18 protein-coding genes are annotated in these 24,542 nt (G+C 69.7%); 13 read left to right on the top strand and 5 right to left on the bottom strand.

All coding sequences use genetic code 11. The annotated features are described in order from the left end of the window. Positions 1-400 precede the first annotated feature (400 nt). The gene (locus tag OG588_RS38785; protein WP_405951297.1) at positions 401-1,483 is read left to right on the top strand and encodes a cytochrome P450; all 1,083 of its coding nucleotides are present in this window, start codon (positions 401-403) and stop codon (positions 1,481-1,483) included. Here the strand turns inward: OG588_RS38785 and treY are convergent. Continuing rightward, positions 1,480-3,828, bottom strand: coding sequence for a malto-oligosyltrehalose synthase (treY, locus tag OG588_RS38790; protein ID WP_405951298.1), 2,349 nt, complete (start codon positions 3,826-3,828; stop codon positions 1,480-1,482). The two genes, OG588_RS38785 and treY, sit on opposite strands and share 4 nt — an antisense overlap. A 91-nt stretch (positions 3,829-3,919) precedes the next feature. Then, positions 3,920-6,037 carry a glycogen debranching protein GlgX gene (gene glgX / locus OG588_RS38795; RefSeq protein ID WP_405951299.1) on the bottom strand — a complete coding sequence of 706 codons (2,118 nt, stop codon included), beginning with the start codon at positions 6,035-6,037 and terminating at the stop codon, positions 3,920-3,922. Between the two features lie 198 nt (positions 6,038-6,235). On the opposite strand from glgX, the gene OG588_RS38800 reads away from it, so the two are divergent. From OG588_RS38800 to OG588_RS38815, 4 genes are all read left to right on the top strand, one after another. Further along, the gene (locus tag OG588_RS38800; RefSeq protein WP_405951300.1) at positions 6,236-7,045 is read left to right on the top strand and encodes a Tat pathway signal sequence domain protein; all 810 of its coding nucleotides are present in this window, start codon (positions 6,236-6,238) and stop codon (positions 7,043-7,045) included. A 91-nt stretch (positions 7,046-7,136) separates the two neighbouring features. After that, positions 7,137-8,453 carry a copper amine oxidase gene (locus OG588_RS38805; protein WP_405951301.1) on the top strand — a complete coding sequence of 439 codons (1,317 nt, stop codon included), beginning with the start codon at positions 7,137-7,139 and terminating at the stop codon, positions 8,451-8,453. A 104-nt stretch (positions 8,454-8,557) separates the two neighbouring features. Then, positions 8,558-9,799, top strand: coding sequence for an SAV2148 family HEPN domain-containing protein (locus tag OG588_RS38810; protein ID WP_405951302.1), 1,242 nt, complete (start codon positions 8,558-8,560; stop codon positions 9,797-9,799). Between the two features lie 123 nt (positions 9,800-9,922). Further along, a complete protein-coding gene (locus OG588_RS38815; protein ID WP_405951303.1) occupies positions 9,923-10,645 on the top strand; it encodes a 3'-5' exonuclease in 723 nt (240 codons plus the stop codon). 106 nt (positions 10,646-10,751) lie between these two features. Here OG588_RS38815 and OG588_RS38820 read toward each other — a convergent pair whose 3' ends face one another. Then, a complete protein-coding gene (locus OG588_RS38820) occupies positions 10,752-11,615 on the bottom strand; it encodes a phosphotransferase enzyme family protein (RefSeq protein WP_405951304.1) in 864 nt (287 codons plus the stop codon). Positions 11,616-11,786: 171 nt separating this feature from the next. Here OG588_RS38820 and OG588_RS38825 point away from each other — a divergent pair, with 171 nt between their 5' ends. From OG588_RS38825 to erm, 4 genes are all read left to right on the top strand, one after another. Next, positions 11,787-12,737: a carbohydrate ABC transporter permease gene (locus OG588_RS38825; protein WP_405951305.1), complete on the top strand. Its 951-nt coding sequence runs from the start codon at positions 11,787-11,789 to the stop codon at positions 12,735-12,737. 68 nt (positions 12,738-12,805) lie between these two features. Next, complete coding sequence (locus OG588_RS38830) at positions 12,806-13,639, top strand: carbohydrate ABC transporter permease (RefSeq protein WP_405953309.1); 834 nt, start codon at positions 12,806-12,808, stop codon at positions 13,637-13,639. Then, a complete protein-coding gene (locus OG588_RS38835) occupies positions 13,639-14,922 on the top strand; it encodes an ABC transporter substrate-binding protein (protein WP_405951306.1) in 1,284 nt (427 codons plus the stop codon). The genes OG588_RS38830 and OG588_RS38835 overlap by 1 nt, the downstream gene beginning before the upstream one ends. A gap of 407 nt (positions 14,923-15,329) precedes the next feature. Then, positions 15,330-16,109 carry an ErmE/ErmH/ErmO/ErmR family 23S rRNA (adenine(2058)-N(6))-methyltransferase gene (gene erm / locus OG588_RS38840; protein ID WP_405951307.1) on the top strand — a complete coding sequence of 260 codons (780 nt, stop codon included), beginning with the start codon at positions 15,330-15,332 and terminating at the stop codon, positions 16,107-16,109. Between the two features lie 169 nt (positions 16,110-16,278). Here erm and OG588_RS38845 read toward each other — a convergent pair whose 3' ends face one another. Continuing rightward, positions 16,279-16,992: a FadR/GntR family transcriptional regulator gene (locus OG588_RS38845; protein WP_405951308.1), complete on the bottom strand. Its 714-nt coding sequence runs from the start codon at positions 16,990-16,992 to the stop codon at positions 16,279-16,281. A gap of 404 nt (positions 16,993-17,396) precedes the next feature. On the opposite strand from OG588_RS38845, the gene OG588_RS38850 reads away from it, so the two are divergent. The 4 genes from OG588_RS38850 (at position 17,397) to OG588_RS38865 (ending at position 21,838) form a co-directional block, all read left to right on the top strand. Further along, a complete protein-coding gene (locus OG588_RS38850; RefSeq protein WP_405951309.1) occupies positions 17,397-18,650 on the top strand; it encodes an aminotransferase class V-fold PLP-dependent enzyme in 1,254 nt (417 codons plus the stop codon). 52 nt (positions 18,651-18,702) lie between these two features. Beyond that, positions 18,703-20,007 carry an ABC transporter substrate-binding protein gene (locus OG588_RS38855; protein WP_405951310.1) on the top strand — a complete coding sequence of 435 codons (1,305 nt, stop codon included), beginning with the start codon at positions 18,703-18,705 and terminating at the stop codon, positions 20,005-20,007. A gap of 152 nt (positions 20,008-20,159) precedes the next feature. After that, on the top strand, positions 20,160-21,005 hold the full coding sequence (locus tag OG588_RS38860) for a carbohydrate ABC transporter permease (protein WP_405953310.1): 846 nt from the start codon (positions 20,160-20,162) through the stop codon (positions 21,003-21,005). Continuing rightward, the gene (locus OG588_RS38865) at positions 21,002-21,838 is read left to right on the top strand and encodes a carbohydrate ABC transporter permease (RefSeq protein ID WP_405951311.1); all 837 of its coding nucleotides are present in this window, start codon (positions 21,002-21,004) and stop codon (positions 21,836-21,838) included. Before OG588_RS38860 ends, OG588_RS38865 begins: the two co-directional genes overlap by 4 nt. A 115-nt stretch (positions 21,839-21,953) precedes the next feature. On the opposite strand, the gene OG588_RS38870 is transcribed toward OG588_RS38865, so the two are convergent. Further along, on the bottom strand, positions 21,954-24,197 hold the full coding sequence (locus tag OG588_RS38870; protein ID WP_405951312.1) for an MMPL family transporter: 2,244 nt from the start codon (positions 24,195-24,197) through the stop codon (positions 21,954-21,956). Between the last annotated feature and the right edge of the window lie 345 nt (positions 24,198-24,542).

Raw genomic sequence — 24,542 nt, forward strand, 5'->3', positions numbered from 1 at the left:
CGGTAGGGGCGTTGGTGCCAGCAGGGGGCCGGAGGTCCCCGAGGGGTGCCATGGGCGTCGGCGCTCACATCCGGTGACGTCCCCTGCGGGCACACGCGCGTACCCCCGCATCGAGAACACCGACGTCCGGGCATGCCACCGCACGCCCGCCGCCCGGCCCGCGCCCCGGGTCCGCACGCGGGTGCGAGCCGGTGGCAGGGACGGTCCTACGGCGTGCGGCGGGACCATGTACGCCGTAGGACCGCCGACTTTCCGCTTCACCCGTACGGCCGTACGAGGGCTGCGCCCCGCGCGGTGCGGTGTTCGGCTGGGACCATCCGCGTGTGCCATGGCGCGGACGACCGGCCGCGCGTCTCTTCCACGGCGCGGGGCGGAGCGACGACCACGGGAGCGGACGGCGGTGCTGTGTCTCACGGACGTGCTCGTCACGCGGACCGCGGGCACCCCGGCCCGGCCACCGGGCCCACCGAGCCTGCGGACGGCCGTACGCGACCCGTACCCGCTCTACCGCACCCTCCGTACGCACTACCCCCTGGTGTACGACGAGCCCTTCGGCGCCTGGCTCGTCAGCCGCTACGACGATGTCCGCGCGGCGCTGGCCGACCCGCGACTCGTCGCCCTGCCCGGTGATGGGCCGGCCGAAGCGGGTCGGCTCCTCGACCGGGCGCTGCGCGGACCCGCACTGGCCGCTCTGACCGCCGCCGTCGAACGCGGCGCCCATGTCCTAGCCCACCGGCTGGCCGCCCGTGAAGAGGCCGACCTGGTGGCCGAGTTCTGCGACTGGCTGCCCACCGCCACAGCCGTGGCCGCGCTCGGCCTGCCGTACGAGGAGACCGCGCGCGTGCACCGCTGGTGCCGCACGGGACTCGGCCGTCCCGGGGGCGGCCGTCCCGGGGGCGGCCGTCCCGAACTGGGCGCTTTTTTGAGGCCGTTGATCGCCCGGCGTCGCGCACACCCGGGCGGCGATCTGCTGTCGGTCCTGTGCACCGCGCGGACCGACGAGACCGTCACGAAGCTGGTGGGCGCCCTGCTCGGCGCGGCGGGCGGGACCACCGCGCGGGCGCTCGCCTCGTTCCTCGCCAACCTCCTCGACCACCCGGGCCAGTTGGAGGTGCTGCGCGCCCGCCCCGAGCTCACGGCGGGCGCCTGGGCGGAGTCCCTGCGCCGCGATCCGCCGCTGCACATCGTGCTGCGCCGGGCCGTCGAACCCATCGGCGCGATCCCCGCCGGAGCCACCGTCGCCTGCCTCCTCGGCGCCGCGGGCCGCGATCCGGAACGCTTCGCCGACCCCGACCGTTACGACGCGTTCCGCCCCGACCCCGGACCACTCGCCCCCGACGCCCTGCTCGCCCGCCTCACGGCCGAACACGGCCTGCGAGCACTCCTGGCCGCCCTGCCGGGCCTGCGCCGCGCACCGGGCGCCCGGCACGTGCCCGACGACCTGGTCCGCCGTTCGCCCCGGACCCTCACCGTGCGCACCTAGCCCGCGAGTTCCAGCAGCGCCACCGGCAACCGACCGAAAACGTCCTCCACGCGTGCGTGGCCCGTGAACTCCCGCTCCGGAGCCAGCACATCGACCCACCGCCCCGGCGGCAGCGCCAGCACCGTGTCGCGCCAGCCGCCCGCCTCCGCGAGTCGCGCCGACAGCCGGGTCACCGCCGTGACCGCACTCCCCGAGCGCGCGAACGCCACACAGTGCGCCGCGGCCGGGCCCTCCGCGGTCAGCGGGGTGTACGTCGCCGCGTCTCCGAAGGCCTCGGGGCGCCGGGCGCGCAGCCGCAGCGCGGCGGCCGTCAGCGCGCCCTTGTCGCCGGGGTGCGGGGGCGGGAACGGCACAGGACGCCGGTTGTCGGGGTCGACCAGGGCCAGGTACTCGGCCTCCGTGCCCTGGTAGAGGTCCGGGACGCCCGGCATCGTCAGCTGGACCAGGGCGGCGCCGAGCATGTTCGCCCGGATGTGCGGCTCCAGTGCCGTGCGCAACGCGGCCACGTGCTCGCCGGGAGCCCCGCAGGGGCCCGCCGCGACGAACGCCGCCACCGCTTCCTCGTACGGCGGCTCCTGCTCCGTCCAGCTCGTGTACAGGCCCGCCTCGCGCACATGCTTCAGCAGCGCCTCCTGAACCCGCCCCGTGTCCGCCGGGCCGAGCCCGAACACCGTCTGCCAGGCCGCCCACGCCAGTTGCGCGTCCGGAACGCCCTCGCCGGTACGGGTCACCTCGGCCAGCACGTCGGCCCAGCGCTCCGGCACCTCGGTGAGCACGGCCAGCGCGGCCCGTACGTCGGCGCTGCGCTTGGTGTCGTGGGTCGACAGCACGGTGCCCATCGCGGGCCAGTCGCGCTGCACGCGCGCGCAATACGCGTGGAAGTCCTCCGGGGACACGGCCGGACTCCCCGGGTTCCCGCCCACCTCGGTCGCCGACAGCAGCGGCACATAGCGGTAGAACGCCGTGTCCTCCACGGACTTGGCCCGCAGCGCGGACGCCGTCTGCGCGAACCGCGTCCGGAACTCCACCTGCTCGGGCCCGTCCCCGTACCGCCCCAGCAGCAGCTCCCGTACGACGTCGACGGCGCCCGCCTCCTCCGGGACGACGAACGCCTGCCGGGCCTCGGCCGCCGCCTCCTCGGTGACGACGGCGGCGGTGTCGCCCGAGGTGTACGGCCGGTACACCTCCAGGCGGACCAGGAGTTCCAGCAGCGCGGTCCGCAGCGCCCAAGGGGCCCGGTCGCGCAACGCGGGCTCCGGGGACGTGGCGCACAGCCGGGCCGCGACCCGGGTCAGCCGGTCCATCTCGGCGACCAGCTCGTGCGTGAGCACCTTGTACGCCGCCCGCCGTACCGTCGCCTCCCAGTGGCCGCCCCGGTCGGTCTGCGGGGCCGCGAACCTCCGGTACTGGCCCAGGAGTTCACCGGCGCCCGCCGGGTCCGTGAACAGCCCGTCGATCTGACGGAGGGCGTCGTAGCCGGTGGTGCCCGCGACGGGCCAGGACGCCGGCAGGGGCTCCCCGTCCGCAAGGATCTTCTCCACGACCGTCCAGCGGCCCCCGGTCGCCTCGTGCAGCCGCCGGAGGTAGTCGTCGGGGTCGGCGAGACCGTCGGGGTGGTCGACGCGCAGTCCGTCGACGACACCCTCGTCGAGCAGTTGCAGCATCTTCGCGTGGGTGGCGTCGAAGACCTCCGGGTCCTCGACACGCACCCCGATCAGCTCCGAGATGCTGAAGAAGCGCCGGTAGTTGAGCTCGGTACGGGCCAGCCGCCACCACACGGGGCGGTACCACTGCGCGTCCAGGAGCTGAGGCAGCGGCAGTTCCGCGGTGCCCGCACGCAGCGGGAAGACGTGGTCGTAGTAGCGCAGGACGTCGCCGTCGACCTCCAGGTGGTCGATCTCCGCGCCGACCGGACCGCCCAGCACCGGCAGCAGCAGCTGCCCGCCCTGCGCCTCCCAGTCGATGTCGAACCAGCGCGCGTACGGCGACTTGGGGCCCTCCCGGAGCACCTCCCACAGGGCGTGGTTGTGGCGCGGGGCCATGGCCATGTGGTTCGGCACGATGTCCACCACCAGACCGAGACCGTGCTCCCGCGCGATGCGCGCGAGGGCCCGCAGGCCGTCCTCGCCGCCCAGTTCGTCCCGTACGCGCGCGTGGTCCACGACGTCGTAGCCGTGCGTCGAACCCGGCACGGACTCCAGGACGGGGGACAGATGCAGGTGCGAGACGCCGAGCGACGCCAGGTAGGGCGCGGCCGACGCCGCCGCCGCGAACGGGAACTCGGGCTGCAGTTGCAGCCGGTAGGTGGCCGTGGGCACTGCCGGGTCGGGTCGCTCAGGTGTCATGCAGACCTACGTACCCGCCCGGCCGTCTTTCGTGTCATCCACCCTCGTATCCGGTCCGCCGACCGGCCGACCGGATGCCCGCCCCTCACCCCTAGGTGGGCCGTTTCAGCACCGTCATGCTGCGGTCCACCAAGGTCAGCCGGTCCCCGGCCTTCACCTTCGCGCCCGTGTCCTTCGGCACCCCCTCCGGGAGGCCCGTGTCGACGACCACCTCCCACTGGCGGCCGTGGTTGACCGGCACGACGAAGTCCAGCGTCTCCGGAGAGGCGTTGAACATCATCAGGAAGGAATCGTCGGCGATGCGCTCCCCGCGCGGGCCGGGTTCCGAGATGGCGTTGCCGTTCAGGAACACCGACAGCGCGGACGCCTGCGCCGAGTCCCAGTCCCGTTGCGCCATCTCCTTGCCCTCCGGGGTGAACCAGGCGATGTCCGACAGCTCGTCGTGGGTGCCCTCCACGGGCCGCCCGTGGAAGAAGCGCCGGCGCCGGAACACGGGATGCTCCTTGCGCAGCCACACCAACGCGCGCGTGAAGGCCAGCAGACCCGACGACCCGTCGTCGCCCTCGGGCCACTTCACCCAGGCCAGCTCGCTGTCCTGGCAGTACGCGTTGTTGTTGCCCTTCTGGGTGCGCGCGAACTCATCCCCGTGGCTGACCATCGGCACGCCCTGGGACAGCATCAGCGTGGCGATGAAGTTGCGCTTCTGCCGCTCGCGCAGCTCCAGGACGGCCACATCGTCGGTGTCGCCCTCGGCACCGCAGTTCCAGGACCGGTTGTGGCTCTCGCCGTCCCTGTTGTCCTCGCCGTTGGCCTGGTTGTACTTGTCGTTGTACGACACCAGGTCGTTCAGGGTGAACCCGTCGTGGCAGGTCACGAAGTTGATGGAGGCCAGGGGACGGCGTCCGTCGTCCTGGTAGAGGTCGGACGAGCCGGTCAGCCGGGACGCGAACTCCGCGAGCGCGCGCCCTTCGCCCCGCCACATGTCCCGCACGGTGTCGCGGTACTTGCCGTTCCACTCGGTCCACAGGGGTGGGAAGTTGCCCACCTGGTAGCCGCCCTCGCCGACGTCCCACGGCTCCGCGATCAGCTTCACCTGGGAGACCACCGGGTCCTGCTGCACGAGGTCGAAGAACGACGACAGCCGGTCCACCTCGTGGAACTGCCGGGCCAGGGTGGCCGCGAGGTCGAAGCGGAAGCCGTCGACGTGCATCTCGGTGACCCAGTAGCGCAGTGAGTCCATGATCAGCTGGAGCACGTGCGGGGACCGCATGAGCAGTGAGTTGCCCGTCCCCGTGGTGTCCATGTAGTAGCGGGGGTCCTCCGTCAGCCGGTAGTAGGAGGGGTTGTCGAGGCCCCTGAAGGACAGCGTCGGCCCCAGGTGGTTGCCCTCGGCGGTGTGGTTGTAGACGACGTCCAGGATGACCTCGATACCGGCCTCGTGCAGCGCCCGTACCGCCGACTTGAACTCCAGGACCTGCTGGCCGCGGTCGCCCCAGGAGGCGTACGCGTTGTGCGGGGCGAAGAAACCGATCGTGTTGTAGCCCCAGTAGTTGTTCAGCCCCATGTCGACCAGCCGGTGGTCGTTCACGAACTGGTGCACCGGCATCAGCTCCAGGGCGGTCACCCCCAGGCCCACCAGGTGCTCGATGACCGCCGGATGCGCGAGCGCCGCGTACGTGCCGCGCAGTTCGTCCGGCAGCCCCGGGTGCTGCATCGTCAGGCCCTTCACATGGGCCTCGTAGAGCACCGTCTCGTGATATCCGTGCCGGGGCAGCCGGTCGTCGCCCCAGTCGAAGTACGGGTTGACCACGACCGACGACATCGTGTGCGGGGCGGAGTCCAGGTCGTTGCGCTTGTCGGGGGCGTCGAAGTGGTAGCCGTACACCTCCTCGCCCCAGGCGATCGATCCGCTGACCGCCTTCGCGTACGGGTCGAGCAGCAGCTTCGCGGAGTTGCACCGCTGGCCGCGCTCGGGAGCGTACGGGCCGTGCGCGCGGAAGCCGTAGCGCTGCCCGGGCATGATGCCGGGCACGTACGCGTGCCGCACGAACGCGTCGCTCTCGCGCAGCTCCACCGCCGTCTCCGAGCCGTCGTCGTGCAGCAGACAGAGCTCTACTCGGTCCGCGGCCTCCGTGAAGACCGCGAAGTTGGTCCCGGCGCCGTCGTACGTGGCACCGAGTGGATATGCCTCTCCAGGCCAGACCTGCATGGTCACGACTCTCTCAGCCGGGCCCCGCTGCCGGGGCGCCTTGCTCCTGAGTCTCCCCGAAAGTGAGGGAACCACCTATGACTTACGTCCCTCTTACCAAATGACCAGTGGATACGACGTATGTCGTATCCCGAACCAAGTGGGGCAGACACCACTCCCAGCGGTCCGGGGAAGGACCCAGGGGGAGTAGGGGGAAATGTGCGAAGGACAGTGCACCGCCACCTGGGCAAGGTGGTGGCCGGTGCGGCCATAGCGGTGGCCGGGACCGCGGCGATGGTCGCCATCACCCTGCCGGGCACGGCGGGGGCCGACGAGTCGGGCGGTACCGGCAAGGCGGCCGGATCCACCCAGCAACAGGCGGCGGACGGGCAGGGCGCGGCACCCGGTGTCGTGCAACAGGCCCCCGCCGAGGGCGAGAAGGGCAAGGGCCGCGACCCGCTCACCGACGACGAGACCCAGCGCGTCGAGCGGATCGCGGTGAACCAGCAACTGCTCAACTCCAGTGAGAACGTGGAAGGAAAGCGCGGACCGCAGCGCCTCGACGTCGAACTCGCGAACCCCGGGCCCAGTGAACTGGACAACCCGAACGCACCGCGCCGCGCGGACGTGACGTTCTACGACTACAAGGACGACACGGTCGTCACCAAGACCGTCAACCTCGACACCGGCAAGGTCGAACAGACCGGCACCCAGCACGGAGTGCAGCCGCCGGCCAGCCACGCCGAGGACGTCGAAGCGGCCGAGCTGCTGCTCGCCAGCCCGCTGGGCGCGGGCCTGAAGGCCGACTACAAGGACGCCACCGGCAACGAACTCACCTCGCCCGACCAGCTGTTGCTCACCGCGATGGTCTACAAGGCCACTCCGGGACGGCAGTCCGGCGACCTCGACCAGTGCGGAGAGCACCGCTGCGTGCGACTGTTCCCGAAGGTCAAGAACGGGCCGTGGATCGACGCCCGTGACTTCGTCATCGACCTGAGCGCCCGCAAGGTCGGCAAGCTCACCGGCTGAGCCGCCTGAACCGACCGCGCCGTCCGCGCGGATCGCGCCGCTCCTCGTCCACTGTCCCAACTTGCTTCTCCTGTAAGGGAGTCACTTCTCCATGCGCGTCAACAGAATGAGCCGTGCCCGCAGGCGGGGAGCCGTCGGGCTCGCCCTCGCCACCCTGGCCGCCGGTGCCACGGCCGGCGCGGGCCCGGCCGTAGCCCAGACGAAGGCCGCCCCGGCCGCCGCCGCACCCGGCTGCAGCGCCGCCTACACCATCGAGCAGAAGCTCTCCACCGGCACCACCTGGCGGATGTGCTGGCACTACGAGCGCGAGGCCGGCCTGGTCCTGGAGAACATCTCCTACCAGCCGCCCGGCCAGGCCACCCCCATCAAGGTGCTCGCCGACGCGAAGCTCGCCCAGATCCATGTCCCGTACGACGACGGCAAGAACGAGTACAGCGACCTCACCCAGTACGGCTTCGGCACCGGCCTGATGAACATGCAGCCCGGCGAGTGCCCCGGCGGCACCATCAAGACCGTCAAGGTCCCCGACGCCCAGGACCCGGCCCACCCGAACGTCAAGGGCCTCTGTACGACGACCCGTTCGCGCGGTCACGCCTTCCGGATGCAGGGCGACAGCGCCAACAAGGTCTTCCAGACCCAGGGCAAGGACTTCCTCGTCTACACGGTCAACCAGGTCGGCTGGTACGAGTACATCACCGAGTGGCGCTTCCAGGACGACGGCACCATCAACATGAACGTCGGTGCCACCGGCAGCCTTTCGCCCTACGACTACGACGCGGGCGACGGCCGCGGCTGGCCGCTCGGCAAGGGCGCCAAGGCGTACGCGACGAGCCATCAGCACGATGTCTTCTGGAAGTTGGACTTCGCGCTCGACGGCTCCTCCAAGGGCCGGGTCGAGCAGTACGACTCCAAGGTCACCCCGCGCGGCGCCAACACCCCCACCAACAAAACCACGTTGACCAAGGTCACCAAGGAACTCGCGGGCGACGCGAAGAACATGCGCTGGTGGCGCGTCGTCAGCGCGACCGGCAAGAACAAGGACGACCACGCCCGGTCCTACGAGATAGTCCCCGGTGCCACCACCAAGTACCCGGGCCGCAGCTTCACCACGCACGACGTGTACTTCACCGAGTACAACAAGTGCGAGCAGTTCGCCAGCGACAACCTGCCCAACTGCGGTGCGGGGCACCCGAAGCAGGTCGACAAGTGGGTCAACGGACAGACCCTCACCCACCCCGTGGTCTGGGTGAACGTCGGCTTCCACCACATCGCCCGCGACGAGGACCAGCAGCCGATGCCGGTCCACTGGCAGGGATTCTCCATCGCCCCGCGTGACGTCACCGCTATGAATCCGCTCACTCCGCCCGCCCTCGCGAACCAGAACGGCAATGTGAACGGCGGAAGTTGAGAAACGACCCTGTCCATCCGGCTGCACCGCCGACCGGTCCCGGAGTACCCTTCCTTGATCGTTGAGACTGGGGAGAGCTCGGGGGAGCGGAAGGCGGTGCACGGGTGGGCTCGGGAGGGCTGGAGTTGCCCCCTGGTGACGAGGGTCACGAGGGGAACTCCGCAGAAGTCCCGCCCGGCGCGGTGTCCCTGGCACGTCCGATGGACGCGGCTGGTTCCATCGGTCCGGAGCTGGACTGGGACGCCGACGCCTGGCGCGAGGTGCGTACGCGCGCCCAGCGAGCCGGCCGTGCCTACATCTGGCTGAACCTGGTCGAGCAGCGGCTGCGCGCGGTCGTGGCCGCTGTTCTGCGTCCCATCTACGAACCCGTCCACGGCGACGAGTGGGTGGTCGCCGCGGCCGGTCCGGCCGGCCAGGAGTGGGTGCAGCGCGCGGTCGCCGTACGCGAAGTCAGCCGCCGCAAGGGCTACTTGCTCGACCCGGCCGACGACAACGTCCTCAGTTTCCTGACGTTGCCGCAGCTGCGCGAGCTGATGGTGCAGCACTGGCCGTGCTTCGAGCCGTACTTCGACGAGCGCCGGGACGTCGAACTCGCCCTGGACGAACTGGAAGTGACCCGCAACGTCGTCTCCCGCAACCGCGCCCTGTCCGAGGCCGTCCTCAACCAGGCCGAGCGTGCCTCCGCGAAACTCCTGGAGACCCTCGGCGCCGGCGGTGACGTGCCCTCGGCGCGGCGGCTGCCCGTCGACGCGGTCGAGGAGCTGATCGGCGACCGCTTCGCGGACGTGGTCGCCGTGCACCCCGACCGGGTGCGGCTGATGCGGCAGTTCCCGGCCGAGGACATCTTCGGCGGGGCCCGCCGCGTCGACGCCATCGGTATCGGCCTCAACCTGCTCGTGCAGAACTTCTCCGGCCGCCGGCTGGTCCGCCTCGCCGAGTCGGGCTGCCGGGCGCGGCTGCTGTTCCTCAACCCCGCCTCCAGCGCGGTGAAGCGGCGCGAGCGTGAACTCGGCATCAAGCGGGGCGAGTTGAGCCGTGCCGTCGAGATGAACATCCTGCACATGCGCCGGGTGCGGTCCCGGCTGCGCGACCCGGCGGCCTTCGAGATCCAGGTCTTCGACGAGACGCCCCGCTTCACGGCGTACCTCGTCGACGGCGACGGCACGGACGGCATAGCCGTCGTGCAGTCCTATCTGCGCCGCAGCCGCGGCATGGAGGCGCCGGTGCTGGTGCTGCGGAACGGCAGCCGACTCGTCAAGTCGGACGAAATGGATGACAGCGCACTTTTCCCCACCTACCGCGATGAGTTCGAGCAGATGTGGGCGGATTCGCGACCGGTGTCCTGACCTGTCCGAGGCCGGGACCGGGGGCCGGTCCACCGCTAAGCGGAACGCGGCCATCGGATTGTCAGTGGCTCATGCGATCGTGGAGACCACTGGGGGAAAGCACCACCGAGAAGGGGGGCCGTCATGGCCTGGCACCAGGAGCTGCTCATCGGCTTCGACCTGGAGACGACGGGGACCGAGCCGCGCGAGGCGCGCATCGTCACGGGCGCGGTCATAGAGGTCAGGGGCGGACGGCCGGAGGGCCGTCGGGAGTGGCTGGCGGATCCCGGCGTGGAGATCCCGGCGGACGCCGTCGCCGTGCACGGCATCACCAATGAGCGCGCCACCGCCGAGGGCCGCCCGGCCGACGAGGTGGCCGAGTCGATCGCGGACGTCCTCGTGACGTACTGGAAGACGGGCGTCCCCGTCGTCGCCTACAACGCGGCTTTCGACCTCACCCTGCTCTCCGCCGAGCTGCGCCGGCACGGACTCCCGTCCCTGCGCGACCGCCTGGGCGGCACCGACCCGGCCCCGGTCATCGACCCGTACACGATCGACCGCTCCGTCGACCGCTACCGCCGCGGCAAGCGCAACCTCGAAGCGGTCTGCCTGGAGTACGGCGTGGTCCTCGACTCCGCACACGACGCTTCGGCCGACGCCCTCGCCGCCGCGCGCCTGGCCGGCGCGATAGCCGACCGCCACCCCAAGGTCGCCGCCCTCGGCCCGGCCGAACTGCACCGCCGCCAGATCGAGTGGTACGCGGAATGGGCCGCCGACTTCCAGAGCTTCCTGCGCCGCAAGGGCGACCAGGACGCGGTGATCGACGGCACGTGGCCGCTACGGGAGCTGGAGGACGAGACGGTCTAGATCGGCGGCTCCTGAAGCGCCCCGAAAGGGGCGCGGGGAACTGCGCGACCAGCCACAACGGACCCGCAGTCGCCCAGAGACCAATCAGCCCCCGATCAATTGGCGCTCAGAACGGAAACCACCTCACCGTCTCATCCCCGTCCCGCAAAGACGCCACCCGCCGCCGAAACTCAACAAGCGCCTCAGGGTTGCTCGGCGCATGCTGAGCAACCCACGCACAGCTGGCTGTCTCCCGAGCCCCGCGGAGCACCCCGCAGCCCACCCACTCGCGCACATCCCACCCGTATGCCTCGGTGAACGCGTCGTAGGCCCGAGCTGGAAAGGCATACCGGTCGCGGGAAAGGGCCATCACCACCAGATCGTGCTCACGCAGGTCGGAGGAGAAGGTCTCCAGATCGACCAGTACCGGCCCGTCCGGCCCGACATGCACATTGCGGGGCAGCGCGTCCCCGTGGATCGGCCCGGGCGGCAGCTGCGGCGTGAGCGCGGCGGCCGCAGCCGCGAAACCGTCCCGCCGCTCCCGCAGATACGCCGCGTCCGCCGCATCGATCGCATCGCCCGCGAGCCGCAGCCAGCGCTCCACCCCGCCCAGCAGCTCACGGGGCGGGAGTTCGAAGGAGGGCGAGGGAAGCGCGTGGACGACCCGTAGCAGTTCGGCCAAATCCCGGGCGTCGGCGGGGCGTACGGAATCGGCCAGCCGGTGCCACACGGTCACCGGATGTCCCTCGACCAGGCGCGCCTTCGGGTCGGCGGCCCGCACCGCCGGGACGCCCGACTCGGCCAGCCACACCGCGACATCCAGCTCGCGCCGGGCGCGGTCGAGGAGTTCGGCGTCACGGCCCACCTTGACGACCAGGTCACCCGCGGCGAACACCGCGTTCTCGCCGAGGGCGAGGAGGCGCGCGTCCCGCGCCGGGCCGGGCAGTACGTCCGCCGCGGCCAGTACGTCCCGCGCCCGTGCCTCGTCCATCGTCCGCCTCCGAGTGATCCCTGTGCGTGTGCGTACGGCGTCGGGTTCCCGCCATCCGACGGCCAGTGTCCCATTCGCACAGGTGGGACGGCATGCGCGGTGCCTTGACGAGGCACGACGTGTTCACGACCATGACGGGGCCCGACCGGGCCGTGCAAAGGGGCTGATTCCATGACATCGGTGACGGGGGTATCGGTGACGGAGGCGCGGAGACCACCGAGCCGCGCGCCGAGCCGCGACCGCCGGCGACGCGCTCCCGACCACGCGGCCTGGTTCCTGGTGTTACCCGCCCTGATCCCGATCCTCGTCCTCAGCGTCGGCCCCCTCCTCTACGGCGTCCTGCTGGCCTTCACCGATTCCCAGTCGGGCCGCACCGCGCCCACGCAGTGGATCGGCGGTCTCAACTTCCGGGATCTGCTGCACGACACGCTGTTCTGGGAGTCGTTCCGCATCGGCCTGGTGTGGGCGGCCGGGGTGACCGTCCCGCAGTTCCTGCTCGCCCTCGGCCTCGCCCTGCTGCTCAACCAGGACCTACGGCTGCGCTGGCTCGCCCGGGCGCTCGCGATCGTCCCGTGGGCGATGCCCGAGGTCGTCGTCGGCATCATGTGGCGCATCGTCTACAACCCGGACGCGGGCATCCTCAATGAGACCCTGCACAACCTCGGTCTCGGGAACGGCCGTGACTGGCTCAGCAGCCTGACGACCGCGCTGCCCGCCGTGATCGTCGTCGGCATCTGGGCGGGCATGCCCCAGACGACGGTCGCCCTCCTCGCCGGACTGCAGAACACCCCGCGCGAACTCCACGAGGCGGCGGCGGTCGACGGTGCCGGAGCCTGGCGCCGCTTCCGCACGGTCACCTGGCCCGCCCTCAGACCGGTGGCGCTGGCGATCACGGCGCTCAACCTGATCTGGAACTTCAACTCGTTCGCCCTGGTCTACGTCCTGACCAACGGCGGACCCGGCGGCCGCACCCGGCTGCCCATGCTCTTCGCCTACGAAGAGGCCTTCCGCTACGGCCAGTTCGGCTACGCGGCGGCGATGGGATGCGTGATGGTCGCGGTGATCTCGGTGCTCCTCGCCGTCTTCCTCGTCGGCCGCCTGAGGGGAGGGGACGACTCATGAGGACCGGCACCAAGTCCAGTACGAGGACCGGCACCAAGTCCCGTACGAGGAGCGGCGCCACGTCCGGCATGAGGGTGGGCACCGGGGCCCGCGCCGGCCAGTACATCGCCCTGCTCGCATACCTCGTCTTCCTCGCCTTCCCCCTCCTCTGGCTGATCTCCACCGCGTTCAAGTCCCCGCGCGAGCTGGGCAGTCTGCACCCCACCTGGATCCCGAGGCACCCGACCCTCGCCAACTTCCGCCAGGCCTTCGACGAACAGCCGCTGCTGCACGCCGCGTTGAACTCCCTGCTCGCCGCGCTCGGGGCCGCGCTGATCGCCGTGGTGATCGCGACACCGATGGCGTGGGTCATGGCCCGGCGCCGGACGTTGCTCGCGCGGGCCGCGACCGGGTGGGTGGTGGTCAGCCAGGCGTTCCCGTTCGTGCTGGTGATCATCCCGCTGTTCCTGGTGCTGAAGAACCTGCGGCTGATCGACTCCCTGGCCGGGCTGGTGCTGGTGTACGTGGTGTGGTCGCTGCCGTTCGCCCTGTGGATGCTGGTCGGCTATGTACGCGCGGTGCCACCGGAGTTGGAGGAGGCGGCGGCGGTCGACGGAGCCGGAAAACTCCGCACACTCGTGTCGGTGACGGCACCGCTGCTCGCGCCCGGGATCGTGGCGACGGCACTGTTCGCGTTCGTCACCGCGTGGAACGAGTTCTTCTTCGCGCTGGTCCTCCTCAAGACCCCGGAGAAACAGACCCTCCCGGTCGTCCTCACCCACTTCATCGGCGCGGAGGGCGTCGCCGACCTCGGCCCGCTGGCCGCCGCCGCGTTCCTGGCGACTCTGCCCTCGCTGATCGTCTTCGCCCTGATCCAACGGCGGCTCACCGGCGGCATGTTGACCGGGGCGGTGAAGAGCTGATGCGAACGCGCTGGATCCTCACCCTCGTCCTGACCCTGCTCCTCGCCGGCTGCACGGGCGGCGGCGGAAACGGCTCGGCGAACGGCCGTATCACCCTTCGCTTCCAGTCCCTGGCCTGGCAGGACGAGTCCGTCACCGCCAACAAGGAACTGGTGAAGGAGTGGAACGCGACCCACCCGGACGTCAAGGTCGAGTACGTCCAGGGCAGTTGGGACAGCGTCCACGACCAACTCCTCACCTCCTTCGAGGGCGGCGAGGCCCCGGACATCATCCACGACGCCTCCGACGACCTCGCGGACTTCGCCTACGGCGGCTACCTCGCCGACCTTCGGAACCTGCTGCCCACCCGCCTCAAGTCCGAGATCCCGCAGCGCAGTTGGGATACGACGACCTTCGGGGACGGTGTCTACGGCGTGCCGTTCCTCCAGGAGCCACGCGTACTCATCGCCAACGCCACCTGGCTGAAGAAGGCCCGCGTCCGCATCCCGACCCCCGAACACCCCTGGAGCTGGCCCGAGTTCAGGGACATCGCCCGGCGGCTGAGCGGCGACGGCAAGTACGGCGTGGCCTGGCCGCTCAAGGAGCCGGTGTCCGCCACGCTCAACCTGTCGCTGTCGGCGGGCGGTGAACTCTTCCACCGGGGTACGGACGGCAAGGTGACCGTCCGCTTCGACAAGGCCGACCAGGTCGTCCCCCGCACCATCCACGACCAGGTGGACGTGGACCACAGCGCCTCACCCACGACCCTGGGCAGCGGCGGCTCGGACACACTCCCCGGGTTCTTCGGCGGCAAGTACGCGATGATCCCGCTCGGCTTCTCCTACCGCCAGCAGATCGTGCAGCAGGCCCCCAAGGGCTTCGACTGGCAGGTCCTCCCGGCCCCGGCCGGTGCCGACGGTCTCACCCAGGGCGTCAGCCCGCAGACCCTGTCCATCGCCGAGGACAGCCCACACAAGAAGCAGGCCGCCGAGTTCATCGACTTCCTCCTCCAGCCCAAGAACATGGTCCGCCTGGCCCTCGGCGACTGGATGCTCCCCACCGGAACCCAGGCCCTCAAGTCCCCGGCCCTGCACACCACCAAGGACGACTGGGCGACCGGCACGGCCCTCGCCGGAAACCTCAACTCCGCGCCGGCACAGTCCGTACGCGGCTACCCGGAATGGAAGGACAAGGTGGCAACCCCGGCGTTCCAGGAGTATTACAGCGGCGGCATCAGCCTGGCCGAACTACGCCAACGCCTGCAGAAGGACGGCAACTTGGTCCTGGCAAGATACCAACGCTGATGAGGGCAACGCCCTTCTTTTAGGGGCGCGGGGCTGTGCCGATTTGCGGCTCCGCCGCGTGGGCGCGACCAGCCACAACGCACCCGCACCCGCCGAACAACCGCACCACTCTCCCCGGATGGCGCTTCCCTTCAAGAAAACCTCGTTGCCCCACCCCACCCGAGCCACCTAACGTTCCCCACATGTCAGCCACGAACGCGATCGTGAACTCCGGTCTGAACCGGAGCTGCACGCATGCGATCCGCATCCGCCGCAGCCCCGGTGCCCTGACCGGCCCGGGCGCACACGCCCGCTGACACCTCCGCCGACCCGCCAAGCCACGCGCGGTCCGCGGTTCCTCCTGCTCTCTTCCGGTCAGGGCCTTCGTCTGCCCGTATGCCCTTCACGGAAGACAAGGACCGCAGGCCATGGCCCGCCCCACCCACGTTTCCCGCGCGCTCTCGCAGAACTTCCTCGCCGACCGCGCCACCGCCGAGTACGTAGCCCGCCTCGCCGTCCCACACGGACACCACGTACCCCTCCTCCTCGAAGTAGGGGCAGGCAAAGGCGCGTTGACCGCGAAACTCGCCCCCCACTGCCGAGAACTCCACGCCCACGAGATCGACCCCCGCCTCGTACCGAAACTCCGCACCCGCTTCTCCACCACACCCCAAGTGCACGTCGTCGCCGGGGACTTCATGGACACCCGGCCCCCACGCACCCCGTTCTCGGTCGCCGGAAACGTGCCCTTCTCCCGCACCGCCGACATCGTCGACTGGTGTCTGCGCGCCCCCGCCCTCACCGAAGCCACCCTCCTCACCCAGCTCGAATACGCCCGCAAACGCACCGGTGACTACGGCAGTTGGACCCTGCTGACGGTGCGCACCTGGCCTCGCTACGAGTGGCGACTGGTCGGGCGCGTCGACCGGCGCCGGTTCAGTCCCGTACCGCGCTTCGACGCCGGGATCGTACGGATCGAGCGACGCCGTACCCCGTTGCTCGAACCGGCCGCGCTGCGCGATTGGCGGCACCTGGTCGAGCTGGGTTTCTCCGGGGTGGGCGGCTCGCTGCACGCCTCGCTGCGCCGGGCCCACCCGAGACGGCGCGTGGACGCCGCGTTCCGCGCGGCGCGCCTCGATCCACGTGTCCTGGTGGGCGAGGTGTCGCCGGACCACTGGCTGCGGCTGCACGCGGTGTTGACGTCGTAGGACAGCAGTGAGGGCCGTGAGTGACGCCGCGGCGGTGCCGGCGGTCCGGCGCTGTCGGATCACGGCGTAGGCCACCACTGTCTGGGCCACCAGGGTGGACAGGACGACCTGGTCGCGTCCGCGGCCCGGGTGAGGTAGGGGTGGAGCCCGACCAGCCATCAGGTGTGGGCTACTCCCGAGCGGTGGGATCGCCGTCGGCGGCCGACTCCTGCCGGAGGAAGGCCGTGAGCCACTTCTCGGTGTGCGCCACATGGGCCGAGGCCGCGCCCGCGGCGGCGACGGGGTCGCGGTTGGAGAGGGCGGTGGCGATCGCGCGGTGGTCCTCGTCGCTGGCGCGCTTGATGTGCGGGCCGTCGGGAAGCGTGAACACCTGATAGGAGCGGGACCGGGCGCGGAACACCCCGAGCAGCGAGCCGAGCGTGGGGTTGCCGCCGACCCGGGCGATCTCCGCGTGGAAACTGTGATCGAGGGCGGAGACCTGGTCCGGGTCCTCGGTCGCCTCCATCGCCTCGATGTGCTCGAAGATCGACTTGAGGGTCTCGGGGGTCATACGGGCCGCTGCCTGCGCCGCGGCATGGGCCTCCAGGATCCGCCGGATCTCGTACATCTCCAGCAGTCCGGCGAGCGGCAGGAGGTCGACGGTGAGGGACAGGCTGCCCACGATGTCCTCCGGCCTCAGCTGCGAGACATAGGTGCCCGAGCCGTGCCGGGGCTCTATGACCCGCAGGGCCGCGAGCATCCGTACGGCCTCGCGCAACGAGCCCCGGGAGACGCCCAGTTCCTCGCACAGCTCGCCCTCGGGGGGAATGCGCTGCCCGGCCACCAGACGACCGGTGGAGATCATGTGCCGTAGTCCGTGGAACGCCTGGTCAACTGCGGACATTCGTCCCCTCCTGAGAATGCGGCCGCTTCGTCCGGCCTCCAGCAGCCTACAGAGTCATCTGATGAGTTCAGGTGTCTCCTCCCAAGTCATCCAATGACTTATTTCGTGGACGTAATCGGCCCGTCACGACGCCATCAAGTCGCACGCGGTCTCGCGGGCGTCGCCACCGAACACCTCTCGTGGGCATCTTTGCAGCTAAGAGGGGATTTTCTGGGCGCGCATCGGTGTGATCCACCGACGGATCGCCCGCATTGGTCGCGTGACCTTCTGATGTCGGCGACCTTGAACTCTTGCCCGCTGAAGGGTGTCGATGCCACGATGCGCCGCAAGTCATCAGACCTATTTCAACGACCGTCCGATGTGTGGGTCCGCCGTCGTGGGGCCAGGGAGATCGTGAGTCATACGTGAGCGAGCTCGATGTCAGCACTGTCAGCACCGCGCCGAGCCCCCTCCTGCTCGCCGACGGAAGTCCGGCGGCCGAGGCGTGGTCGCTGGATCCGGCGCACAAGCACCTCAACCACGGGTCGTTCGGGGCTGTTCCGCTCGTCGTGCAGCACGAGCAGAACCGGCTGCGCGCGGAGATGGACCGCTCGCCGGGCGTGTGGTTCCCGGGGCTGCCGGCCCGGGTCGCGGCCGCCCGGGGTTCGATCGCCGCGTTCCTGCGGGTCGCCCAGGAGGATCTCGCCCTGGTGCCGAACGCCAGCGGTGGCGCGAGCGTCGTCTACGCGAACGTGCCGGCCAGGCCGGGCGGGGAAGTCCTCGTGACGGACCACGGCTACGGCGCGGTGACCATGGGCGCGCAGCGACTGGCCCGGCGCTGGGGCGGCACCGTCCGCACCGTGCGTGTACCGCTCGACGCGGACGAGGACCAGGCCTACGAGGCCGTGCTCGCCGGGATCACCGATGCGACGGGGCTGATCGTCCTCGACCACATCACCTCGGCGACCGCCCGCTGGATGCCTGTGGAGCGGATCGGGCGCGTGGCGCGGGAACGCGGCATCCCGCTGCTGGTGGACGGCGCGCACGTCCCCGGTCTGGCCGAGGATCCGCTCGCGGGACTCGACTGCGACGTGTGGATCGGCAACCTCCACAAGTTCGGCTGCGCGCCCCGCGGCACGGCTGCCTTGGTCGCCCGCGGTCCGCTCCGCGACGACCTCCACCCCCTGATCGACTCGTGGGGCGCCCCGGAGCCGTACCCCGCCCGCTTCGACACCCAGGGCACCGTCGACGTCACGAGCTATCTCGCCGCGCCCGCCGCCCTCGACTTCGTCGAGCACACCTGGGGCTGGGCCACGGCACGCGCCCACATGCGGACGCTGGCCGACTACGCGGAACGGATCGTGGGCGACGCCTTCACCCAACTCACCGGTGCGGACAGCGCAGTTGACGTCGGTATGCCGGTCAACGCGCTGCGCCTGGTCCGGCTCCCCGACGGCCTCGGCACCACCCATGCCGACGCCGACGCCCTGCGCGACCGCGTCGCCGCGGAACTCGGCGTCGAGGCCGCCTTCACCAGCTTCGGAGGCGTCGGCTACCTCCGGCTGTCGACGCACGTGTACAACACGGCGGCCGACTTCGAGTACTTCGCCGAGCACTGCGTTCCGGTGCTCGGCGCATGGGCCCGCACCCAGCACGTCGCACACCTCGCATCGCAGTGATCCATCACAGAACCTCCGGGACCCAGAATCCCCGGGATTGGGAGACACAGTGTTGAGCAGCAGAAAGGCAGCGGTCGCCCTCGGGCTCGCCACCGCGTTGTCGGTGTCGGGCTGTGCCGTCGGCGGCGGCTCGGGCGCGAGTGACGGGACCGTCACGCTGCACATGGTCGAGAGCCTCACCAACCCGGCCCGTACGGCCGTGTTGAAGACCCTCATCGGCCAGTTCGAGAAGCAGAACCCCAAGATCAAGGTCGACCTGATCTCACCGCCCACGGACAGCGCGGACCAGAAGATCCAGCAGATGCTCCAGTCCGGCAGCGGCATCGACACGATGGAGGTCCGGGACATCACGGCCGGCCCGTGGTCGACCAACGGCTGGCTCTACGACATGAGCAAGGACCTCAAGGGCTGGAGCGGCTGGGACGCCCTGACGGACAACGCCGTCAAGTACTCCAAGGACGCCAAGAACCGGACGTACTACATCCCGTACGGCTTCTACGGCCTGAGCCTCTACTACCGCACCGACCTGGTCTCCAAGGCCGGCTTCAAGAGCGCGCCCACCAGCTGGGACCAGCTGCTCACGCAGGCCACCGCCATCCAGAACCCCGCCAAGCGCCAGTACGGCTACGCCTTCCGCGGCGGGACGAACGCGAACAGCAACGCCGTAGCGGTCATCGAGGCGTACGTCGCCGACAAGATCGACCGTGAGAACGGCTTCAAGCTGACCAACGGCAAGACGATCTTCTCGGCACCGGAGGCGCTCACGGCTCTGGAGACGTACTTCAAGCTTTTCAAGAAGGCGTCGCCGCCGTCGTCCGTCGCCTGGGGCTACCCGGAGATGGTCGAGGGCTTCTCCAACGGTTCGACGGCCTTCCTCCTCCAGGACCCCGAAGTGATCGCCACGGTCGGGGAGTCGAAGACGATCACCAAGAAGCAGTGGACCACGGCCCCGCTGCTGACCGGCCCCAGCGGCAAGGCCGTTCAGCCGGTGGCGACCGCGGGCTGGGGCATCGCGTCCGCCAGCAAGCACAAGGCGCAGGCCGAGAAGCTGATCGAGTTCCTCTCCGAGGGCGACGCGGCCACCACCTTCGACAAGAAGAACAGCCTGGTGCCCATCCTCAAGAGCTCCGCCGACGACACGTTCTACAAGACGGGCGCCTGGGCGAGCTACGTGAAGATGACCGAGAACCCGGACACCTACATCACGGTCACCCAGCCCCGTAACTCCTCCTGGTGGACCGAGTGGATCCAGAAGTCCGACTCCGAGATCCAGAAGGTGCTGCTGGGCAAGATGACGCCCAAGGAGCTGCTGGCCGGCTGGAACACCTACTGGACCGAGAAGTGGAAGAGCCAGTAGAGCTGGTGGGAAGGCCGGACGTGAATCCCACAACGACTGACGCGGGGCCCCGGCAGGTCGCACCGCCACCCGCGAAGACCTCGACGCCCGCGTCCCCGCGTTCCCGAAGGCCGGTCTTCACCGGCCGCCGGGGCCTGAGCATCGCCGCGTTCATGGCCCCGGCCGCCGTGTTCGTCGCGATCTTCGTCTACTACCCGATGATCGCGGGCGGCCAGATGGCCTTCCGCAACTGGAACCTCAACGACCTCACGGACACCTCCTGGGTCGGCCTCAAGAACTTCCGGGAGATCCTGGCCGACCCGGTCTTCTACACGGTCCTCGGCAACACCGCGGTCTGGGTGGTCGGTTCGATCGTGCCCCAGTTCGTCATCGGGTTCGCCATCGCCCTGTGGCTGCGCCGCAAGTTCCGCTTCCGCGGCCTCTACCAGGCCCTGATCTTCTTCCCGTGGGCGATCTCCGGGTTCCTCATCGGCATCCTGTTCCGCTGGATGTTCAACAGCGAGTTCGGCGTCATCAACGACCTGCTGGAGAAAGCCCACGTGATCGACACCCCGATCCCGTGGCTGGCCGACCCGAAGACCGCGATGACCGCCGTCGTGATCGCCAACATCTGGTACGGCGTCACCTTCTTCACCATCATGATCCTCGCCGCGCTCCAGTCGATCCCCGACGAGATCTACGAGGCCGGCGCGATCGACGGCGCCGGGAAGGTCCGTACGCTCTTCCAGATCACCATCCCGTCCATCCGCGGGACGCTGGCGCTGACGGTGCTGCTCCGGGTCATCTGGATCTTCAACTTCCCCGACATCATCTTCGGCATGACCGGCGGCGGTCCGTCCAACGAGACGCACATCGTCACCACGTGGATGATCTCCATCACCCAGCAGGGCGACTACGGGAAGGCCTCGGCGGTCGGTCTGATCGTCGTCGCCATGCTCATGGTCTTCTCGGTCTTCTACCTCACGGCCACCCGGGAGCGGAACGGAACGGCATCATGATCAACAAAGAGTCCGCCGCCGGACGCGCCGTGCGCGTCACGTTCCTGACGGGCTGGCTGATCGTCACGGTCTTCCCGCTCTACTGGATCACCATCACCTCGCTCAAGAGCCCCGGCACGATCTTCAGCCCGTCGATCGCCTACTGGCCCCAGCACTTCTCGCTGGCCAACTACACCGGTCTCTTCAAGCAGGCGCAGTTCGGTGTCTACCTCACCAACAGCCTCGTCGTCGCGACGGTCGCCGGCGGGGTGGCGACCGTCATCTCGCTGCTGTCGGCGTACGTGCTGGCGCGCTTCGAGTTCCGGAGCAAGTCGGCGCTCCTGATGGCGGCCCTGGTCACGCAGATGATCCCGTCGTTCATCGCGCTCGGGCCGCTGTACATGCTGATGACGACGCTGCACCTCGTCGACAACCGGATCGGGCTGATCCTCGTCTACATCGCGGTCTGCATCCCCTTCTGCACGGTGATGCTCCGCGGCTTCTTCGAGAACGTGCCGGACGCGCTGGAGGAGGCCGCGATGATCGACGGCTGCTCGCGGCTCGGGGCGCTCTTCCGGGTGCTGCTGCCGGTGATGCAGCCCGGCATCATCGCCGCGTTCATCTTCAACTTCGTCAACTGCTGGAACGAACTGTTCCTGTCGGTCACCCTCATGAACAGCGACTCCAACAAGACCGTTCCCACCGCGCTCAACGGCTTCATCTCCAGCTTCAACATCGACTGGGGCTCGATGTCGGCGGCCGCGGTGCTCACGATCGCACCGACGATGGTGCTCTTCGCCTTCGCCAGCCGGTACATCGTCCAGGGACTCACCTCCGGAGCGGTGAAGGGGTGACGACGGGGGCGGGTCCGACGAGGTGAGCCCACCAGGTCCGGACAGGCCGGACCCGGTGGGCTCATGTCTCTTCTGCTGTACCGGAAGCCACCAACAGGCCTTCGGTGGGCGGGAGTTACACCCGCACGCGCTCGCCCTCACCTGTCGCTGCGGGCGTGATCGGTTCCGGGGACTCGTCGTGCGTGAGGTCGGGAAGGCGGTGGAGCCACTTCGGGAAGTACCAGTTGCGCTCGCCGAGCAGGGCCATCACCGCGGGGAGCAGGACGCCCCGGATGACCGTCGCGTCGATGAGGACCGCCGCCGCGAGGCCGACGCCCATCTGCTTCATGGACTGCATGGACAGCGTGCCGAAGATCGCGAAGACGGCGACCATGATGACCGCGGCGCTGGTGACGACGCCCGCCGTGGTGACCACGCCGTGCCGGATCGCGTCCTGTGTCGTACGGCCGCGCAGCCGCGCCTCGCGGATACGGGAGACGACGAACACGTGGTAGTCCATCGACAGGCCGAACAGGATGACGAAGAGGAACAGCGGCAGCCAGGTGACGATCGCGCCGACGCCCTCCGCGCCCACCAGTGAGGCGCCCCAGCCGTGTTGGAAGACGGCGACGAGGATGCCGTAAGCGGAGCCCACGGAAAGGAGGTTGAGGACGATCGAGGTGATCGCGACCGTCAGCGAGCGGAACGAGAGCAGCATCAGCAGGAAGGCGAAGACCACGACGAACGCGAAGACCGGGACGACCGATCCGAGGAGCTGGTCGTTGAAGTCCTTTGATCCCGCGACCTGTCCGGTGATCGGTGCCTGGACGCCCTCGACCTTGCCGAGGGTGGCGGGGCGCACCTCGTCGCGCAGTTTCTCCAGGCTCTTCGCGGCCTTGTCCTGGTCCGAGCCGCCGACGAGCGGGACGTAGACGAAGGCGACGTTCTGCGCGTCGTGCAACTTGATGTCGACGGGTCCGCGCGAGGCACCCGAACTGACCGCCTGTGCCTTGAAGTCGGCCAACGCCTGCTTCATCTCAGGTGCGTTGATGTCCTTCGCCTTGACGATCACCTCGGCCGGCTCGGAACCGCCGGGGAAGGCGTCGTTGACGCGGTCGTAAGTCCCCACGATGGGCAGGGAGTTGCCGAACTCCTGGTCCAGGGTGAGGTTCTCGGTCTTCATGCCGACCGCGGGAGCGGCGATCGCGAGCAGCGCGCCGGTCGCCACGAGGACGGAGACCAGGGGCTTGGCGAGCACGCGGCGCAGGACGGCGGTCCAGAACCGGCTCTGGCCGTTGCCCCGGCGGCCGCGTCGGCGCAGGAACGGGATGCGGCCCTTCTCGACCCGCTCGCCCAACAGCGAGAGCAGCGCGGGCAGTACGGTCACCGAGCCGACCATGGCGACCGCGACGACCATCAGCGAGGCCAGGCCCATCGCCTCGAACTCGGCGAGCCCGGTGAACAGCATGCCCGCCATCGCCACGCACACCGTGACACCGGAGACGATGATGGCGCGGCCACTGGTCGCGGCGGCGATCCGCAGCGCGGCCCCGGCGTCGCGGCCGGCCTCGCGCTCCTCGCGTTCACGGCGCAGATAGAACAGGCAGTAGTCGACGCCGACGGCCAACCCCACAAGCAGCATCACGGAGTTGGCGGTGTCGCTCATCGGCTGGACGTGGCTGACGAGGCCCATCAGGCCCATCGTCGCGATGATCGCGGTCATGGCCAGCGCCACCGGCAGCAGCGCCGCCACCAGCGCGCCGAAGGCGATCAGCAGGATGCCGAAGGCGACGGGCAGGGCGGAGTACTCGGCCTTCTTGAAGTCGTTGCCGAAGGCGTCCTTGTACTGCTTCGCCATGCTCGCGCCGCCGATCTCCTCGATCCGCAGCGAGCCATGGTCCTCCTGCACCCCGGCGACGGCCTTCAGCACCGGCTCCACCCGGTCACCGGCGGTCTCCGCGTCGCCCCGCATGTCGAACTGGACGAGCGCGCTCCGGCCGTCCTTGGAGATGGTCTTCGTGTCGTACGGCGAGGTGACGTCCGTGACCCGGCCGGTCCCCTCGACGGCCTTGACGACGGCGGCGACCGTGGCACGGAACTCGCTGTCGGTGGAGGTGACCGACGCGCCCTTCGACTGGATCAGGACGGTCTCACCGGCCGGTTCCTTGATTCCGGCGTCGTCGATGATCGTGGCGGCGGTGTGTGTCTCGCCCTTCAGCTGGTCGCTCTCGTCGACGTCGACGCGGCCCGCCGCCGAACCGAGTCCCATCGCCAGCACCACGAACAGCAGCCAGATGCCGACCGCGGCCCACCGGTGCCGGGCGCTCCAGCCGCCGGCCCGGGCGGCGAGCCCCCGTACCCGCGAATCTCCGTTCCCCATGACGGGCTTGCCCCCTTGTGCACGGTGACAGCCCCCTGCCGTCACCTCATGGTTCGAAGGTATGCGCGGAATAAGAACGTCCCCTCGTGCTGACCGGTGAGGTATTGGACGACCGGCTCCTCCGCACGGACAGCGGGCCCTCGCCACTGGGGAGGACGGCGGCCCCTTACATCTATCGAGGCGGCTCGGGGGTGGTGATCAGGGTGTCCGATGCGTCGGCCGGGGTCCGCTTTGTTATTACGAAACCTTGTTGAACAAGTCACAGGTGTCGGTAGGTGCGCCTGAAGGTGTTGATCCGGAGCCACCTCATCCGCCAGAGTTTCCGCACACCCGCACACCACATGG

The organism is Streptomyces prunicolor (assembly GCF_045162825.1).
Lineage (GTDB): Bacteria > Actinomycetota > Actinomycetes > Streptomycetales > Streptomycetaceae > Streptomyces > Streptomyces prunicolor.

What these genes read in the sequence shown, in the direction of transcription:
- treY (WP_405951298.1), bottom strand. Translation starts at nt 3,828, where the DNA reads ATGACACCTGAGCGACCCGACCCGGCAGTGCCCACGGCCACCTACCGG.
- glgX (WP_405951299.1), bottom strand. Translation starts at nt 6,037, where the DNA reads ATGCAGGTCTGGCCTGGAGAGGCATATCCACTCGGTGCCACGTACGAC.
- OG588_RS38805 (WP_405951301.1), top strand. Translation starts at nt 7,137, where the DNA reads ATGCGCGTCAACAGAATGAGCCGTGCCCGCAGGCGGGGAGCCGTCGGG.
- OG588_RS38815 (WP_405951303.1), top strand. Translation starts at nt 9,923, where the DNA reads ATGGCCTGGCACCAGGAGCTGCTCATCGGCTTCGACCTGGAGACGACG.
- OG588_RS38820 (WP_405951304.1), bottom strand. Translation starts at nt 11,615, where the DNA reads ATGGACGAGGCACGGGCGCGGGACGTACTGGCCGCGGCGGACGTACTG.
- OG588_RS38825 (WP_405951305.1), top strand. Translation starts at nt 11,787, where the DNA reads ATGACATCGGTGACGGGGGTATCGGTGACGGAGGCGCGGAGACCACCG.
- OG588_RS38830 (WP_405953309.1), top strand. Translation starts at nt 12,806, where the DNA reads ATGAGGGTGGGCACCGGGGCCCGCGCCGGCCAGTACATCGCCCTGCTC.
- OG588_RS38835 (WP_405951306.1), top strand. Translation starts at nt 13,639, where the DNA reads ATGCGAACGCGCTGGATCCTCACCCTCGTCCTGACCCTGCTCCTCGCC.
- erm (WP_405951307.1), top strand. Translation starts at nt 15,330, where the DNA reads ATGGCCCGCCCCACCCACGTTTCCCGCGCGCTCTCGCAGAACTTCCTC.
- OG588_RS38845 (WP_405951308.1), bottom strand. Translation starts at nt 16,992, where the DNA reads ATGTCCGCAGTTGACCAGGCGTTCCACGGACTACGGCACATGATCTCC.
- OG588_RS38860 (WP_405953310.1), top strand. Translation starts at nt 20,160, where the DNA reads ATGGCCCCGGCCGCCGTGTTCGTCGCGATCTTCGTCTACTACCCGATG.
- OG588_RS38865 (WP_405951311.1), top strand. Translation starts at nt 21,002, where the DNA reads ATGATCAACAAAGAGTCCGCCGCCGGACGCGCCGTGCGCGTCACGTTC.
- OG588_RS38870 (WP_405951312.1), bottom strand. Translation starts at nt 24,197, where the DNA reads ATGGGGAACGGAGATTCGCGGGTACGGGGGCTCGCCGCCCGGGCCGGC.